Here is a 16791-nt window from a genome sequence, read left to right as displayed (position 1 = left end):
CAGGACCCGACCGCACGCCGAGTCAGCGGCCGACCAGCTCCCCGTCCCGGGCGACGATCCGGCCGCCGCGCACCACCATCTCGCGCCGCGGCAGATCGACCACGACCTGCGGCAGGCACTCCCCGCGCACCAGCAGGAAGTCGGCCGGCGACCCCGGCTTCAGGTCCGCCTCCGGCAGCCCGAGCAGCTGCGCCCCGCCGTCGGCCCCCGACCGGAAGGCCGCCTCCAGCTCCTCGTCGAGGCGGGCGTCCCGCACCCAGGCCAGCAGGTGCGCGCGGTGCAGCATGTCCGCGTTGCCGAACGGGCTCCAGGAGTCCCGCACGCCGTCCGAGCCGAGGCCCACAGGGACGCCGTGCTCGCGCAGCCGGTCGATCGGCAGCACCAGGTCGGACGAGGGCGCGACCGTCGTCAGGGAGATGCCCGCGTCGGCCAGGTCGGCGGCCAGCCCGTCCAGTTCACGCTCGGGCAGACCGGGCACGCAGAAGACGTGACTGACGGTCACCTTGCCCTGCAGCGACAGCGCCCGGGTGCGGTCGATGATCGCGCGCAGCGACTCCAGCCCGGTCGCGGCCCGCTCGTGCAGATGGATGTCGACGCCGACGCCGTGCCGGTCCGCGATGCCGAAGACGATGTCCAGCTGCTCGTCGAGCGCCTCGTCGAACCCGATCGGGTCGATGCCGCCGACCCGGTCGATCGCCCCGGTGCGCGCGGCCTCCTCCAGCAGCTCCTCGGTTCCCGGCGTCCGGACCACCCCGTGCTGCGGGAACGCGACGATCTCCACGTCCAGCGCGTGCCGCAGCGCCCTGCGGGCGGAACCGACGCCCTCGACGCCCACCAGGTCGTAGGCGGGAGCGACATCGACATGGGCCCGCATCGCCCGGGTGCCCTGGGCCACGGCACGGCCCATCAGGCGCTCCGCGCGCTTCCCCAGCGGAGTGCGCAGCGCGTGGTACAGCTTCACGTCCTCCTCGGTGTACTCCGCGATGGTGCTCGCCGGGTTCCGGGTCACCCAGGGCTCGCCCCAGGCCGTCTTGTCGGGGTGGATGTGCGCGTCGACCAGGGTCGGCAGCGCGATCCTGCTCTTGCAGTCGACCACCTTGGCGCCGCGCGGCGCGGGGTCGGCGGTGATGACGCCGTCGACGACGGTGAGGTCGACGGGCCGCTTCGCCCCGTAGGGCCGCACGTTCTTGAACACCGTGGCGCGCGCGTGGCCGCCCGTGCGGTCGGGCTGCTCCGTGATCCGGTCCGCGGCGGCAGGCGCGGTGGCCGTCCCCGCGGGCCGGGCCTCGGCGGCCCGGGCCTCCGAGGCCGCCGAGGCACTGAGCGTCGCCGCGGTGCCCGCGACGACGGCGGCCCCGGCCAGCATGGAGCGCCGGGAGAGACCGGCGGCGGGGGAGGCGGTGGACTCGGCGTGCATCAGGAACTCCTTCAAGAAGAGGGAAGAAGAGGAGAGGGGAGCAGGGGAGAAGGGGAAAGAGCGCCGGAAGAGGGGGGCAGGGGGGGCGGGGTCAGGCGGGTACCGGGAACCCTGCCCGCACCACACGCGCCGGCCGGCTCAGCGCGCCGAGGTCGGCCAGCGGGTCGCCGTCCACGACGAGGACGTCACCCGCGAAGCCCCGCGCCAGACGGCCGGCCGTGGCGTCGAGCCCGAGGAGCTTCGCGGCGCCCGTGGTCGCCGTACGGATCGCGTCCAGGGCGGAGAGCCCGGCCGCGTGCATCAGCTCCACCTCGCGGCCGATCGGGTCGACCGTTCCGCCCGAGGAGTCCGTGCCCGCGGCGAGGGGGACGCCCAGCTCGTGGGCGGCCAGGACCGCCCGCTTCAGGACCGGGAGATAGGTGCGGCCGCGCTCCGCCAGGACCGGGTCCGGGGACTCGGCGAGCCCGGCGATGGCGGTGAGCGTCGGCGTGAAGTACGTGCCCCTGCGGCGCATGTCGCGCAGCGTGCGCTCGCCGACGAACGCCCCGTGCTCCAGGGAGCGGATTCCGGCCGTGACCGCGTCGTGGCAGCCCTTCTCGCTGTAGCTGTGGCAGAGCACGCCCTTGCCGCCGCGCCGGGCCGCCGCGACGATCTCGGACAGCTGCTCGTGGTCGTAGACCTGGACGAGCGGGTCCTGCTCGGGCAGCCCGGCGCGCTCGTTCACCCGGGTCTTCACGGTGTCGGCCCCGCGCGCGAGGTTGACCTCGACCACCCGGCGCAGCGCCTCGGGCGAGCGCACCCCGTTCCGCAGCCGGGCCAGCGGCGCGAGGTCCGGGTCGGCGAGGATCGTGTCGCCGAGGTCCGGGGTGACGAAGATCCCCGCCGCCCGCAGCCGGGGCGCCTGCTCGGGGGCCTGGCGGGCCAACTCCCGTACGGCGATGTCCTGGTAGAAGTTGGTCGAGCCGCTGCGTGCGCTGGTCGCGCCCTTGAGGACCGCGTCGCGCGCCTCGGCCGCCGTGTTGAGGTGGATGTGCGCGTCGACCAGACCCGGCAGGATCCACTGTCCGTGGGCTCGCAGCACCGGTACGCCGGAGGGCACCCGCGTTCCGAGGCGGTTCCGGGCGCCGGCCGCGCGGACGACGCCCCGGGTGATCACCACGACCGCGTCCTCGGTGACCTCGCCGGTCAGCGGGTCGAGCAGAGTGCCGCCCTCCACGACCAGATCGCCGCCGCGCCCGGACGCACCGCGCGACGAGGCCTGCGCGGCGGACGCGGCGGGCGCCGCCTGGGCCAGGACCGCGGACGTACCGGCCAGGGCCGCGGCGCCGGCGAGCACACCGCGCCTGGTCAGCCGGCCGGAGGGGGGCGGGGTGTTCTCGACGCACATGGGAGGGCTCCTTCGGCCGCGGCAAGCGGAAGCGAACGTGGGAGCATTTTGTATACCAGGATCGTCGGCGATCTGGGAAGGAGTGATTCCGTTCCCCGTGCGTGCAGGAAACGTGCAGGAAGTGGGTGCTGTCCTTGGGGTGCCCTCAGGGGCTGGGGGTGATTGGTATACAAAGGGTCAGGCGTCGAGGAACAGGGATCGCAGGGCCACGGCCCGGCTGTCCCGTACGTGCAGCAGCGTGCTCGCCGCCGCCGACTCCTCGTCGCCCGTCGCGATGTACCGGAACATGACCGCGTGCTGGGCCCGCATGTGCTCCGGCTCCTCCCGCATCCCGAACAGCAGCTGGAGCTGTCCGCCGAGCTGCTCCATGGTGCGGGCCAGCATCGGGTTGCCGCTCAGGGCCACGATGTCCTCGTGGAAGGCGGTGTGGGCCGCCACCTCGCGCGTCCCCTCGTCGTCGGACGCCGCCTGCTCCGCCCGGTCGAGCGAGGCCCGCAGCGCGGTGACGCCCGGCAGCCCCGCCGGGGCGGACCGGGCCACCCGGCGGGCCGCGAGCCGGGAGGCCTGGACCGCGAGCGGTTCCCACACCTCGTACAGGTGCTCCACATCGGCCCGCTCCAGCCGGCGCACCCGGACCCCGCTGTGCGGCAGCAGCTCCAGGAGCCCCTCGCCCACCAGGGCGCGCAGCGCCTCGCGGACCGGGACCCGGGACATCCGCAGCTCCTCGGCGACCTCGCGCTCCACGAGGCGGGCGCCCTGCGGGTAGCGCCGGTCGACGATCCGCTGCCGGACCGCGTCCCGCGCGCGGGCGCTGAGCGACAGGCGCTCCGGCGCGCCCGCCTGCTCGTTCCCGGGACCGTCCGGCCGCGTCCGGTCCCGCCCTGCGCTGCTGCCCGCCACGTACGCCATCCTCCGCTCGGCCTGCCCCCCCGGCCGAGGATACGCGGGGGCCCGGCGGGCGGTCAGGTCCTGCCCGGCACCCGTCCGTCCGGCAGGAAGAGCACCGAGTTGATGTACCGCTCGCGGTGCGGGACCAGGGCCCGGCGCAGCAGACCCCGGTGCACCAGGTGCTCGGTCCGCGCCTGGTGGGCCACCAGGTCGAACCCGTCGAGCGTGATCCAGCGCCGGCCCGCGAGGAGCCAGCCCGCATAGCCCTGTCCGGTCAGCAGCTCGACGGCCGGGGCGATCGGGCCGAGCCGGCTCTCCAGCTCGATGAGCAGCGCCGGGCGGTCCGTGCGCAACAGCTCCGCCGCGCCGAGCAGGGCCGCCCGCTCGCCGCCGTCGACGTCCATCTTCACGAAGCCGACCCCGCGCAGCCCCAGACCGTCGACGGTGATCGACGGCACCTCCAGGCAGTGCGCGTGGATGTCGCGGCGGGCCAGCGACGACACCCCCCGGTCGCCCTGGTCACCTTCCGGGAACCACAGCTGTGCCCTGCCTTCCCGGTCGGTCGCCGCGCCCTGGACCACCCGGGCGTTCGACGGCAGCGTCCGGCGCAGATGATCGGCCAGATGCGGCACCGGCTCGATGGTGACCACCTCGGCGCAGCGGGCGGCCAGCCGCCGCGACCACGGGCCGTACCAGCCCCCGATGTCGAGGGCGACGCCGTCCGGCGGGCAGAAGTCGGCGAGCCGCCGCAGCTCGGGCTCGAAGCGCGGATACAGGGCGACGGCCGCCGAGCCGACCAGGCGGGCGGGCAGCCGGGACGCCACCGCCGCGGCGAACGTGGTCACGTGGCCGAGGCCTTGAGCCGGCTGAGCAGGCGCTCGTGGTCGTCCGCCGAGACCTTCCGGCCCGACGAGGGCAGCAACTGCGGGATGCCGTCCACGATCGGGTAACTCAGCCGCAGCCGGGGGTTGTAGAGCGCCTGCTCCGCCGCCTCCTCCTCGGGCAGCAGCGACAGCGGGCCCTTGTCGAGCGGGCAGGCCAGCAGGGCGAGCAGCGGGTCGTCGGGGTTCATCGGTACAGCTCCCTCAACTCAGGTGGACCGGACGGCGGATCGTGTCCGGGGTCAGGACGGCGCGGCGGCCGGCGGATCGTGGCGGGGCATCGCCAGCAGGACGGACAGGGCGAGCGCCGTGCCGCCCACCCGCAGGGCCAGCAGCAGCGGATCCTCGGGCAGCGTCTCGCCGAACGCGAGCGTCCCGAGGACCGCGGTGAACAGACAGGTCACCGTGGTGCACACCGGCACGATGAGGGACGCCCGGCAGCGTTGGAGCGCCGCCTGCGACATCACCAGACCGGCCCCCGCGGTGAACAGCAGCAGATACGGATACGGGGACCCCAGCAGCGACCACGCGGCCTCGCCGAGATCGGTGCCGGTCAGGCGGCTGGAGGTGCCCTTGATGGCCAGCGAGCTGACCCCGTAGAGCAGACCCACCGCCACCCCGTACCCGATCCCGCTGGTCGGGACCCGGTGCCGTTTGGCGGCCCGGCTCTCCACCCGTACGTACAGCCAGACGCCCGCCGCCAGCGCCGGCAGACAGACCAGCAGCACCAGCATCCACGGCGCCCCGCCGCTCACCACGTCCTCGCCCTCGCGCACCGAGGCGACGACCATCAGCAGGGCGACCAGCACCCCGCCGAGCGCGTAGCGTTCGCGGCCCGTCGACTCCTCGCCGAGCACGGCCGACGACAGCAGCAGGAGCAGCACCAGACCGGAGACGAAGATGCCCTGCGCCGCCGCGATCGGCAGCGCGCGGTAGACGACCAGCTGCGCCCCGAACCCGGCCGCCAGCGCCAGCGCGCCGACGATCCACAGCGGGCTGGTCGCCAGCACCCGGATCACCCGCAGCGGCCGGCCCGCCGAGAGCGCGGGCAGCGAGCCCAGAGCCCGCTTCTCCACCACGAACCCCACGCTGTACAGCGCGTTGGCGACCAGCGCCGCGCCGACACCCCACCACATCGCGCTACCTCCGCCGCGCGTGAGCCAGCAGGATGGAGGCCGCCCCGGGCACCGCGCACGCCGCCCGGTCCAGCAGCCGCAGCGGCCGCGGCACCCCGTGGAAGGGGGCGCCCTTGACCGTCACATCGGTGAAGCCGGACGCCGTCAGGAACGAGCGCAGCGCCCGGGCCGTGTACAGCCGCAGATGCCCGACCACCTCCGAGCCGGGCCGGCCGTGGATCCCGCGCAGACTGACCTCCGAGAACACCGGCTGCACCCCGGCGAGCAGCAGCGCCCGGTTGTACCAGGCCGCCAGGTTCGGGGTGGACAGCATCAGATGGCCGCCGGGCCGCAGCACCCGCCGCAGCTCGTCCAACGCCTGGTCCGGATCGACCAGATGCTCCAGGATCTCGCTGAACAGCACCGCGTCCGCGCACCCGTCGGCCAGCGGCAGCCCGCCGTGCTCCAGCTCGCCGCGCACCACCGCCCCCATCCGGGGCCGGGCCCGGCGCAGCGCGTCCTGCGACCAGTCGACCCCGATCAGCCGGTGCCCGGCGAGGAACGGGGCCGCCGTGGCCGCCGCTGTGCCGTCGCCGCACCCGATGTCGAGGATCACCTGCCCCGGCGCGTCCAGCGCATCGGCCAGCAGCCGGGCCTGCCGTCTGCTGCGCCCGTCGCCCGAGGCGACGGGCACGGCCGGGTTCTCGTAGAAGTCCCGCAGCCCGGGCGGGGGAGAGGCGGTGCCGGTCATACGGTCTCCGAGGACGTCGAGGCCAGGTGACGGGTGAACATCTCGCGCAGGCGCACGCCGTCCTCGTCCCCGAGCAGGGTCCGCGACCAGCGCAGCGCCAGGTGCAGCCGGCCGCCGGTGGACGCCGTGGTGAACGTCAGCCCCCGGGGCATCCGGGCGGGCGCGGAGAACCACACGGCCGTCGCCCGGCCCGCCTCCCCGAAGTCCAGCGGATAGGGCACCCGGCCGATGTTGCTCAGCAGCGTCGTCGAGGTCCACGGCCCCGCCAGCACCCGCAGCCCCCGGGTGACCGCGGCACGGGCGGCCACCGGCAGCAGCGGCGCGGTCAGCAGCGAGGCGGCACGGCCCAACGGGGGCCGGGGGCGCGCCTTGAGCGCCCGGGTCCGCTCGGCGGTCGCCCGGAGCAGGGCGGCGACGTCCGCCCCGGGCAGCAGCTCCGCGGCGGCGAAACCGACCTCCACCAGCCGGGTGCCGTTCCCGATCGGCATCTCGGGCCCCCGGGTGCGGTCGTCGACCGGCATGGTGATCCGCAGCGGTCTGCGGTCGGCCCCCGGCGCGCCCTGCGTTCGGTTCCAGTCGGCCACGGTGAGCGCGGTGGCCACCATCAGCTGGTCGTTCACCGTGTACGGCGCCCCGGACTCCCGCCGGGGGACCGGCAGTTCGGCCAGCAGCATCGCGTTGCCCGGCACCGCGGACGGCCCCGGCGCGCCCGCCGCGATCCGGGCGGGCCGGGCCAGCGGCGCCGCCGGGGACTCCCCGGCGGGCGGCTCGGACGCCGGACGCGCCGGGGCGGGCGCCGGCGCGGCGCGGTGCGCGCCGTAGACCTCGGCGGCCGTCGCCGCCAGCCGCATGCACGCCGGGCCGTCCAGAGCGGTGTGGTGCACGGCGAACACCAGCACACACCCCTCGCCGCCCGGCTCCCGCACCACGTCCAGCCGCAGCGGCGGCGAGGCGGTCAGCGGCGGGGCCTGGTCCAGCGCCCGGGCCCGGGCCCGGGCGAGCGCCCCGGGCCCGGACGGCGGGAAGGAGACCGGATCCGGGTCGGCGCTCCCGGTCAGCTCCCACTCGTAGCGCCGGGCGAACGCAGCCCGGGGGCGCTCCCGCATCAGCGCCCGGGGGTGCCGGGCCAGCGCCTCGGCGAACGCGGAGCGCAGCCGCCCCTCGTCCACCCGGCCGGGCAGATGGATCTCGATGTGCACCGTGTTCGGCTCGGCGTCCTGCTCGCAGTGCCGGGCCACCTCGTCGACCACCGGGAACGGCACCCGCACCGGGGGGCCGGGCCGGGGCCCGCCGCCCCGCGCCCGCGATTGCTGCGTGGTCGCCATCAGTCGCTCCCTCCCGGACGGGGCGGCGGCGTTCCCTGCGGCCGCTTCGGGTCGGTGGACAGCGTCCGGCCCGAGGGCGCGGCGGACTGCGCCGGAACCGTGGGCGCATCGCCGCCCGCCGTGGCCGGGGCGGCCGTGCCCGGGCCACCGGCGGCCCGCCGGCCGAGCGGTCCGCGCCCGACCGTGACCAGGGCCGCGAACAGACCGACCAGGGCCAGGAACTGGGCCGTCGCACCGAACGCGCCCTCGTCCGCCGCCGTGGTGTCCCCGGTGCCCACCGCCGCGACGACACCCGCGGCGGCCATCGCCGCGAACGCCATCGGTGCGAGCCACCGGGGCCGGAAGTGGGCGAGTACGGCGAGGAGCGGCACCGCCAGGGCCAGCGGCCCCGCGATCACCACACCCACCAGGGTGAGCGCCACCGTGCCCAGGACCAGACCCGGCCCCGGCGGCACGGACCGCTCCTCGGACCCGTCCGGACCGGCTCCCCGCCGGCGTACGAAGGCGAGTCCCACGAGCACCAGGAGCAGCACCGCCGCACCGATCAGACCCACCTGGTAGATCCGGGCAGGCTCGTACTCCAGGGTGACCTTGCCGCCCTCGCCCTCCGGGACCAGCCAGGCCTGCTGCCAGCCGTCGATCCGCAGCGGCGTCAGCTCCTTGCCGTCCAGGGTGGCCTTCCAGCCCGCGTTGTGGTTCTCGTGGATCTGGAGGTAGGAGGCCGCGCCCGGGCCGACGGCGATCGTGCGCCGGTCACCGTCGCCCTGCTCGACGTCCACCGACCGCGGCGTGCTCGCCCCGGCCTCGGCGGTGCCCTTGCTCAGCGTGACGTCCGTGATGGCGAGCGGTCCCGCGTCCCCCGCCTCGACGGTGGTGGACGAGGCGGCCAGCTCCACCGTGCCGTCCTTCGTGCACGGCGTGACCTCGATGGGGCGGCGCTGGGTCAGGTCCCGCACCCGGCCCTCGGCCCGGGTCTCCAGGAACGTACCGCCCACCGACAGGACCGGTCCCTTGCCGCAGGCCAGGCTGAAGGTCTTGTCCGGCTTCGGCTGCGGCGAGCGGTACTCCTCCAGCGCCGGGACGTAGACCTCGCTCAGACCGACCGGCAGCTGCAACTGGTCGTCGGCGACCGGGTTGTGGACGGTCAGCGGGGCCTGACGCGAGATGGTGATGTCCATCCGGTCGGTGGTGATCGGTGAGAAGCGGGCCATGCCGTTCTCGTCCACGGCGGCCACCGCCGTACCGTCCGGCGAACTGATCTGCACCTGCTCGGGCCGGGTGGACAGACCGCCGGCCGCCGCGAAGACGATCTCGCCGACCTCCTTCTTCTCCGGCCACGACAGATGCAGTACGGGGCGTTCGCCCGCGATCCACGCCGTGGTCAGATCACCGTCGGTCAGATTGCGCGGACTGAGGTTGGTGCCCAGACGCGCGGTGGAGTCGGCCGTCACCTCGATCTTGTCCCGCTCGCCCGTCAGGTCGAACAGCAGCTTGTCCAGCTCGTCCCCGGGCACCGGAACCGCGCTGGCGGACACCTTGTACGGGCCCGCCTCCTGGGCGGTGAACTGCCGGTGCAGGCCGACCTCGGCCGCCACCGAGGACAGACCGCCCGGGTCGCTGCCGCGCCGCAGCGAGTAGACCGTGGAGTCCGCGCCCTCGCGCGGCGCGTCCGTGGGCAGCTCCAGCATCCGGGTCACCTGCACCCCGGGGATCGCGATGTCGGTGAACCCGGCGCCGGTGAGCCCCGGACGCCCCTGCTGCGACTCCAGGATCGTCACCTTCAGCCAGGCGGCCTGCCCGGCGGGCGCGGCCACCTGCTGCGCCGACCCGTCCGTCCGCAGCGGACTGTCCTTGAAGCCCCGGTCCGTCTCGACCCGGACGACGGTCGGCGCGGCCCGCACGTTCGCGCCGGGCAGCGGAGTCACCTGGAGCGAGCCCGGAAGATCCGTCGGGGCGGTGAAGTCGATCCGCACCCACTCGTTCTCGGGCGAGCCGGGCGAGCCCTCCGCCCAGCCGGTGTCCGGATTCCCGTCGAACGCGTTGACCGGGTCGTACTGCGGCAGATGAAACAGCCAGTTGCCCACCGAGGAGGCGCTGACCTTCTTCGCCCCGCGCAGCACGGCGGTGGTCTGGTGCTCCGCGCCGGACGTCGGCAGGATCTGCCGGGGGCTCCGGCCCGGATCCTGCGCGGCCTCGGCGGCGTTGCGCTCGTCGGCGGTGTACGTGTACGAGGTGTTGGAGTTGACCAGCCCGAACCGGGTGTCCGCGCGCCGCAGCCCGTCGCCCGCCGCGTACAGCGACGGCCGACCCAGACCCGGGTGCGCGTCACCGGCCAGCACGGCCGGCCGGCCCTCCAGCGCGCCGCTCGCCGACAGCGGGAGCAGCGACTCGGGCCCGCCGCTCACGACGGCCGTCGAGGCCACCGGAGCCGTGCTCGCCCGGCCCGGACGCTCCGTCCCGGCGGGCGGTTCGTAGATCTCCACGGCCCGCTGCCGCGGATAGAGGCCCTCGACCTGTACGGGAGTGTCCGCGGCGATCCGGCCGCCGGTCATCACCGGACCGAACCCGGTCACGCGCCGGTACCCGGAGGCCTCCAGGGTGCGCTTCACCGTCGTCGTGGGGACATACCCGAGCTGGTCGGGGTCCAGGTCGTTGCGGACCACCACATAGTGCAGCCCGGCCCGGTTCAGATACTCGCTCAGCCCCGGAACCTCACCGCCGGAGGTCAGCGCCTGCTCGACGGCGTCCATCGCCCGCCGGTTGCCCGGCGTGCCGAAGGGCACGTAATCCCGTTGCGCCCAGGGCGAGTCGGCCAGCACGTCCAGCGGCTGGTCGATGGGGGAGCCCCAGGTGTAGATGCCGTGCGCGGTCGCCGGCACCACCAGGGCGCGGTCGTCCGCCGAGTTCTTCTTCAGCCAACCCCCGGTCGCCTCCCAGTACGTCGGCAGCTGCTGGAACGAACCCGTCTGCAGGATCGAGCCGTTGACGTACGGCCAGGCCAGACCCGGCAGCACGATCACGGCGGCGACCACCGGCGCGAGCCGGCGGGCCCGCACCGCGTCGCCGCCACGGCGCGCCGCGACGGCGACGGAGGCCACCGCCGTGAGGTGCGCGAGCCCCAGCGCCAGGGCCAGCGCCACACCCGTCTGGAACTTGTAGATGTTCCGGAACGGCACCAGCCAGCCGTCCAGCCAGTCCTGCACGGTCCCGTGGAACAGCCCGCCCAGCGCACCGCCGTAACCGGCGAGCGTCACCAGCGCGACACTCAGGACCGTGAGCACCAGCCAGCGGCGCTCGGGCAGATCACGCCGCGCCAGACCCGCCAGACCCAGGGCGGCGGCGAGCGCCGAGCCCAGGATGGTGACGGTCGCGGTGGCGACGGTCCAGCCGGCGGGCAGCCAGGCCTCGCCGAAGTTCAGATAGCCGACCCAGTTCCCGCCGCCGCGCAGCATCTCCGTCGCCGACATGGTCGTCGTGGTGGTGTACGAGGACTCCACGTACGGCATGAAGTTCTCACCGAAGGTCCCGAGCAGCAGCAGCGGCACGATCCACCAGGCCGTCGCCAGGATCACGCCCGGTATCCACCAGGCCAGCAGCGCCCGCTTGCGCGGACCGCCCGGCCGGGACAGCAGATACAGCCCCACCGGCAGCAGCGAGGCCAGCGTGGAGGCGGCGTTGACCCCGCCCATCAGCGGGATCAGCAGCGCGGAGCGGGCCGCGGCGATCCTCGGCGCCAGCCGCGGGTTCGTCAGCGGCAGCAGCACCCACGGCAGCAGCGCGCCCGGCAGGGCGGCGGCCGAGGTCGAGCCCACGACGATCGTGTACGTCGGCCACAGCGCGTACACCACCGCACCCAGCAGCCGGGTCGCCGGGGAGCCCACCCGCAGCCGCTCCGCCAGCCGCAGCGCACCCCAGAAGGCGGTCGCCACGATCAGCGAGAGCCACAGCCGCTCCGCGAGCCAGACCGGCACGTGCAGCAGGTCGGCCGCCCCGTAGTACGGCAGCATCGGGATGGCGTAGCCCACGTACTGGTCGGCGATCCCGCCGAACCCGGCCCGGCTGTGCCACAGCTCGCCCAGGTCGCCCAGGAAGCGCCAGGGGTCCGCGACGACGCCGAGCTTGGTGTCGAACGTCATCCGCCCGGGCGACACCGCGAGGAACGCCGCGAACACGGCGGCCCAGAAGCCCAGCAGCCAACGCCGCGACCGGGGCGGGGGCGGGCCCTCGGAGGAGCCCGGCGGCACGGGACCCGCACCGTCCGGGGCCGTGGGCCGGGGTGGGTGGACAGCGCTGGTCATGAACACCGCCGGAGGATGAGGAGGAGGTTCCAGGTGGCGAACTCCCGCAGTACGGGGATCCGCGGCACGAGCTGGGGAAGGACGGGCCAGTAGCGCGAGCGGGCCGAGACGACGGCCACGTCGGAACGGCTCCGGACATGGCTCAGCGTCTCGCCGACGCCGATCTTGAAGAGGTTCTCGCCGAGCCGGTGTTTGGCCGGGCCGCCGGTGCGCCGCTCGTAGCGGCTCCGGGCGCGTTCGGCGCCGAGATAGTGCCAGGGCGCCCACTCGTGGCCGCCCCACGGGGAGAGCCAGTTGGTGTAGGAGACGTAGATGAGGCCGCCGGGGCGGGTCACCCGGGCCATCTCGCTGAGGAAGGTGTGGGGGTCGGCGACATGCTCCAGCACGTTGGAGGAGAAGCAGACGTCGGCCGCGCCGTCGGCGAGCGGCAGCAGATACCCGTCGGCGACGACGGTGTCCGCGCGCTGCCCGGGGCCGATCTCCGCCGGATCCGGTTCGAAGAGGTAGCTGTGCGCTCCGCGCCGCCGGAACTCCCGGGTGAAGTAGCCGTCGCCGCCGCCGATGTCCACGACGACCTTGTCCCGGAGCGGACCGTGCCGCTCGACCTGGTCGGCCGCGTCACGGGCCAGCAGGGTGTACGCGGTGGCGGGGTCGCCCTGTTCGCGCAGGAAGGCGCGGAACAGGGCGGCCGACCGCCGGAACGAGGGGTCCTTCACGCGCTCGCACCGATCGCCGGGGCGCCCGGGCCGCTCGCCGCACCGGCGGCCGCCTCGGCGGCGACCGCCGCGAACCGGCGCACACTGGAGGTCCACCGGTAGTCCGCGGCGCGTTCGCGGGCCGCCTTGCCCATCGTCTCGCGGCGCTCGTCGTCCAGCGCCAGCGCACACCAGGCGGCGGCGAAGGAGGACGCGCCCGGAGCGAGGATCCCGGTGACCCCGTCCTCGACGGAGTCGCGCAGCCCCGGCACGTCGAAGCCCAGGGTCGGGGTGGACCGGGCCGCCGCCTCCGTGACGACGAGCCCCCAGCCCTCCACGGCCGCCGGGTGCAGCAGCATCCACGCGGCACAGAGCAGCCGGTGCTTCTCCGCCTCGGTCACATGACCGGCGAACTCCACACCCGGACCGGCGAGTTGTTCCAGCCGGGCCCGCTCCGGGCCGTCGCCGACGATGACGAGCCGGCCACCGGTGACCGGCCGGACCCGCTCCCAGAGCTGGAGCAGCAGATCGACGCGCTTGTAGTCGACGAGCCGGCCCAGCGCCACGAACAGCGGCGTGGCGGACCGCTCGCCCTGCGGGCTCGGCTCCTGGACCCCGTTGTGCACCACCCGGATCCGCCGGTCGGGCACGCCCAGTTCGCGCAGGGCGCCCGCCGTGGACGGGGAGACCGCGATCATCAGGTGGTCGCGGTAGGCCCGGGACAGCGCCCAGTGTTCGAGCTTGCGCCCGGCACGGGCCACCGGCGTCGGGAAGCGCATGTCCCACAGGTCGGTGTGCACATGGTTGACCAGGCACACCGTGGGTCCGCGGTGCCACAGGGGCGCGAGGTACGGCATGCCGTTGCAGACCTCGACGAGCAGGTCGCACGCCCCGATGTGCCGGGCGAACGCGGAGCGCGCTCCGACGTAGTGCCCCAGCGTGCTGCCCGCCGAGACGACCCGGTAGGACCGGCGGGCGGCCTGCCCGCCGCACAGCAGCGTGACGTCGTGACCCTGCTCGGTGAGACCGAGGGCCAGCTGGTCGACCAGCAGTTCGGAGCCGCCGGCGGCCGGATTGCCCAGGTCGCGGTGGGCGAGGAAGACGATACGTCGGGGAACGGCGGGAACCGGGGCGGACGCCGGGCCCTGACCCGGGCGTGCGACGGCGTCGAGCAGTGGGGGAGGTACGTGCTGGGGCATCGGTGCTCCAACTCGGCTCGGGATGTGGGGAAGCGGCCCTCGGGGTCGAGGGCCGTGCGGTACGGGGCGGAGAGCGTGAGGGTGGGGAGAAGCGACGTACGGAGAGAGCGACGTACGGAACGGAGAAGAACGAGGAAGGAAGGTGAGGGAGGGGACAGGACGAGACCGGGGGGCCGTGCTCTGGTGGGGATAGACAGTTTTCGGCACGGGTACGCACCCGGCTACTCACCGGTGCAACAACTTGCCGGTAACTCAGGTGTGCGGAATCGTCATCAGGTGAGTATTCGGAGCTTCCGGCTCCGTCCGACGCCCCCGTACGACGAGCACGACGCCCACGATCGTGAGCACACCGCCCAGTCCGGCCGCCCCGGCCGGCGCGGTCGTGCCGAGCATCGCCAGCCGGTCGCTGTCCGCCGAAGCGAGCTCGACCTGCTTGCGCTGGGTCTCCTCGGTGAACTCCACCCGCCTGCTCTCCAGCAGCACGACGGCGTCCTTCGTGGATCCCGGGGCGCGCAGCGTCTTCTTCGGTCCGATCGCCGCGTTGATGATGCGGCCGGTCCGCCGGTCCGCGACCAGCTCGATACCGCTGTTGGAATACCACTCCTCGGCCAGCACCTGCGGGGTCTTCTTCTTCCCCACGAGCAGCCCCGGCACCTGGCGCACCCCGGTCCTGGTGGGCTCCACCTCACCCTTGAAGAGATAGCCGGAGTAGCCCTGGACGTCCTTCTCACCCGCGTAGGACAGCCGCACCACGCCGCCGAGCGTGCTGTCCCACCAGCGGTAGGAGCGCTTCTCGACGTCGAAGGGGAACTTCAGATACGCCTCCCCGTCGAAGACCGGGGACTCCTCGCAGCAGTGCACCGGCTCGTTGGTGGAGCGGTCGGTCACCCAGCGCTCCAGCGTCCACTGGAGGGCGTCACGGGGGTCCGAGGCGGGCAGGGTGCCCTGGTGGTCGACCGAGGTGGACACGTCCCACACGGCGTTGCCGCTCTTCTCGCTGTCGGCCACGTCCCCGCGCACCTGCCGGGTGATCGTGATCGTTCTGCCCTCGACCGTCTCCACCTCGGAGGTGTCGAAGTAGCTGCCCGTCCCGGTGAAGACGGTGGTGGTGTCGATGTCTATGGGGGTGCGCTTGGCATGCGGCTGGACGTACCAGACGAGCAGCGGCGCGAGGACGAGCAGGAAGACCCCTGCCCCCAGCAGGACAAGCGACAGGGGTGAAGCGTTGTGGCGCATCCGGGCACTCCTGGGTCGAATCTCTTCGCGGAGGTGCACGGGCCCCGGGCCGGTCAGCCCTTGATTGGCGTGAACAGTAAGCAAGCCCTTGACGGAATGTCAATGTGCTGTCGACACTGTGTCCCAGCCGGAGGGGCCCGGCTGAAGGGGTGGGGATCGTCTCCAGCAAGGAGCTGACCCGACTTATGCGCAGACTCATCGCCGCAACCGTCACCGTTCTGGTGGCCGCGACCTTCGCCGTTGCCGCGGCGGTCGGTGTCGTGGCACTGCTCGACGCCACTCCCGACCAGCCCAACACCCCTCTGATCAGCTATGACACCGGCCCGGCGGCTCCGTGACGCGCCCCGCCTGGCAGGAGGTCCCCCGGTCGAAGCTCGACCGCTTCGAGGCGATCGCCCGGTCCGAGGCCCCGGAGCTCGCCCAGACGATCCTGTACCAGATACGCCAGGAATATCCCTATCTGCACCTCGTCGAGGACGAGTCCGGAGAGCCGCTGGCCCTCGTCGGCATCCGCCGCGCCATCGAAGGCTTCGTCCACAACCTCACCGCGGGCGCCCACCCACGGGTGCCGCCGGAGATGTTCCAGGAGTTCGGCCGGGGCGAAGGGCTCGAAGGCCGCAGCCTCGACGCGCTTCAGGCCATCTACCGCCTCGGGGTCCGGCTCACCTGGCGCAGGCTCGCCGAGATCGGCCAGCAGGTCGACATCCCCGCGCCCGCCATGTACGAGCTGGCCGAATCGGGATTCGAGTATCTGGACGGGCTCGTGGAACAGTCGGTACGGGGCTACGCCGAGGCGGCGGCCCGGCGCGCCAGCGAACGGCTCCGCCTCCAGCGTCAGCTGATCGAACTCCTTCTGATGGAACACCGCGGCGACACGGGCCGGGGCCTGGCCGAGCGGGCCGCCCGGATCGGCTGGGAGCTCCCGGAGACGATCGCCGTGGGCGTGCTCATGCGCCCGGCCCGCGAGGCCGTGGCCCCCGCGGTGGGGCAGGGCATCCTGCTGGAGATGGAGAGCGAGCAGCCGCGCATCGTCATCCCGGATCCGGACACGGCGGGCCGCGCGGAGATCCTGCGGCGCGCCACGGCCGGCTGGTCCGGGGCGATCGGCCCGGCGGTCCCGCTGGCGGCCGCGGCGACCTCGCTGCGCTGGGCCGAGACCGCGGTCCAGCTGATCAAGAAGGACCTGCTGCCGCAGGGCGAGGTGCTGTACTGCACCGAACGGACGGAGGAGCTGCTGCTGCTCCCGGCCCAGGAGCTGATCGACGCCGCCGCCCGCCGCTGCCTCGCCCCGCTCGACGGCCTCAGCCCGACGCAGACGAAGCGGCTGGCCGAGACGCTGCTCGCCTGGATCGAGACCCCCGGCGGCGCCCCCGAGGTGGCCGCCCGGCTGGGCGTCCACCCGCAGACGGCCCGCTACCGGCTGCGGCAGATCCGCGAGCTGTGGGGCGACGCCATCGACGAACCGGACCAGCGCTTCGAGATGCTCCTGGTGCTCCGCGCCCAGCGTCTGCGGGGCGAGCCGGCTGCGGCCCCGCGCTGAACGCCGACCGGCGGCCGGACGTCCGAGGACGTCCGGCCGCCGGGGGAGTACCGGAGAGT

The 16791-nt window shown here is 74.2% G+C and carries 14 protein-coding genes; 2 read left to right on the top strand and 12 right to left on the bottom strand.

Annotated elements, in window-relative coordinates; translation table 11 throughout:
* Positions 1 to 22: 22 nt before the first annotated feature.
* From KV381_RS02700 to KV381_RS02645, 12 genes are all read right to left on the bottom strand, one after another.
* Positions 23 to 1417: an amidohydrolase family protein gene (locus tag KV381_RS02700; protein WP_193463620.1), complete on the bottom strand. Its 1395-nt coding sequence runs from the start codon at positions 1415 to 1417 to the stop codon at positions 23 to 25.
* A 91-nt stretch (positions 1418 to 1508) separates the two neighbouring features.
* Positions 1509 to 2804, bottom strand: coding sequence for an amidohydrolase family protein (locus KV381_RS02695; protein WP_193463619.1), 1296 nt, complete (start codon positions 2802 to 2804; stop codon positions 1509 to 1511).
* 177 nt (positions 2805 to 2981) lie between these two features.
* Positions 2982 to 3713, bottom strand: coding sequence for a GntR family transcriptional regulator (locus tag KV381_RS02690; protein WP_193463618.1), 732 nt, complete (start codon positions 3711 to 3713; stop codon positions 2982 to 2984).
* 53 nt (positions 3714 to 3766) lie between these two features.
* Entirely contained in the window at positions 3767 to 4537 is a 771-nt protein-coding gene (locus KV381_RS02685; RefSeq protein ID WP_193463617.1) for an FkbM family methyltransferase, read from the bottom strand.
* On the bottom strand, positions 4534 to 4764 hold the full coding sequence (locus KV381_RS02680) for a Trm112 family protein (protein ID WP_030083078.1): 231 nt from the start codon (positions 4762 to 4764) through the stop codon (positions 4534 to 4536). The genes KV381_RS02685 and KV381_RS02680 overlap by 4 nt, the downstream gene beginning before the upstream one ends.
* A gap of 51 nt (positions 4765 to 4815) precedes the next feature.
* Positions 4816 to 5709, bottom strand: a complete 894-nt coding sequence (locus KV381_RS02675) for a hypothetical protein (RefSeq protein WP_030083080.1) — start codon at positions 5707 to 5709, stop codon at positions 4816 to 4818.
* 4 nt (positions 5710 to 5713) lie between these two features.
* A complete protein-coding gene (locus tag KV381_RS02670) occupies positions 5714 to 6439 on the bottom strand; it encodes a bifunctional 2-polyprenyl-6-hydroxyphenol methylase/3-demethylubiquinol 3-O-methyltransferase UbiG (protein WP_030083082.1) in 726 nt (241 codons plus the stop codon).
* Positions 6436 to 7764 (bottom strand): condensation protein, encoded by a 1329-nt coding sequence (locus tag KV381_RS02665; RefSeq protein ID WP_218784378.1) that lies wholly within the window; start codon positions 7762 to 7764, stop codon positions 6436 to 6438. Before KV381_RS02665 ends, KV381_RS02670 begins: the two co-directional genes overlap by 4 nt.
* The gene (locus KV381_RS02660) at positions 7764 to 12062 is read right to left on the bottom strand and encodes an alpha-(1->3)-arabinofuranosyltransferase family protein (RefSeq protein ID WP_218784377.1); all 4299 of its coding nucleotides are present in this window, start codon (positions 12060 to 12062) and stop codon (positions 7764 to 7766) included. Before KV381_RS02660 ends, KV381_RS02665 begins: the two co-directional genes overlap by 1 nt.
* Entirely contained in the window at positions 12059 to 12778 is a 720-nt protein-coding gene (locus KV381_RS02655; RefSeq protein WP_030083088.1) for a class I SAM-dependent methyltransferase, read from the bottom strand. The genes KV381_RS02660 and KV381_RS02655 overlap by 4 nt, the downstream gene beginning before the upstream one ends.
* Entirely contained in the window at positions 12775 to 13956 is a 1182-nt protein-coding gene (locus tag KV381_RS02650; protein ID WP_218784376.1) for a glycosyltransferase family 4 protein, read from the bottom strand. Before KV381_RS02650 ends, KV381_RS02655 begins: the two co-directional genes overlap by 4 nt.
* Positions 13957 to 14208: 252 nt before the next feature.
* A complete protein-coding gene (locus KV381_RS02645) occupies positions 14209 to 15192 on the bottom strand; it encodes a DUF3068 domain-containing protein (protein ID WP_086778820.1) in 984 nt (327 codons plus the stop codon).
* A gap of 185 nt (positions 15193 to 15377) precedes the next feature.
* Here KV381_RS02645 and KV381_RS02640 point away from each other — a divergent pair, with 185 nt between their 5' ends.
* On the top strand, positions 15378 to 15530 hold the full coding sequence (locus KV381_RS02640) for a hypothetical protein (RefSeq protein ID WP_167396338.1): 153 nt from the start codon (positions 15378 to 15380) through the stop codon (positions 15528 to 15530).
* Entirely contained in the window at positions 15527 to 16732 is a 1206-nt protein-coding gene (locus KV381_RS02635; protein WP_030083094.1) for a helix-turn-helix domain-containing protein, read from the top strand. Before KV381_RS02640 ends, KV381_RS02635 begins: the two co-directional genes overlap by 4 nt.
* The last annotated feature ends 59 nt before the right edge of the window (positions 16733 to 16791 follow it).

This window comes from Streptomyces sp. WY228 (assembly GCF_019287315.1).
Taxonomy (GTDB): domain Bacteria; phylum Actinomycetota; class Actinomycetes; order Streptomycetales; family Streptomycetaceae; genus Streptomyces; species Streptomyces caviscabies.
Note: the sequence above shows the minus strand (reverse complement) of the source record. Positions and strands in the feature narration are given on the sequence as shown.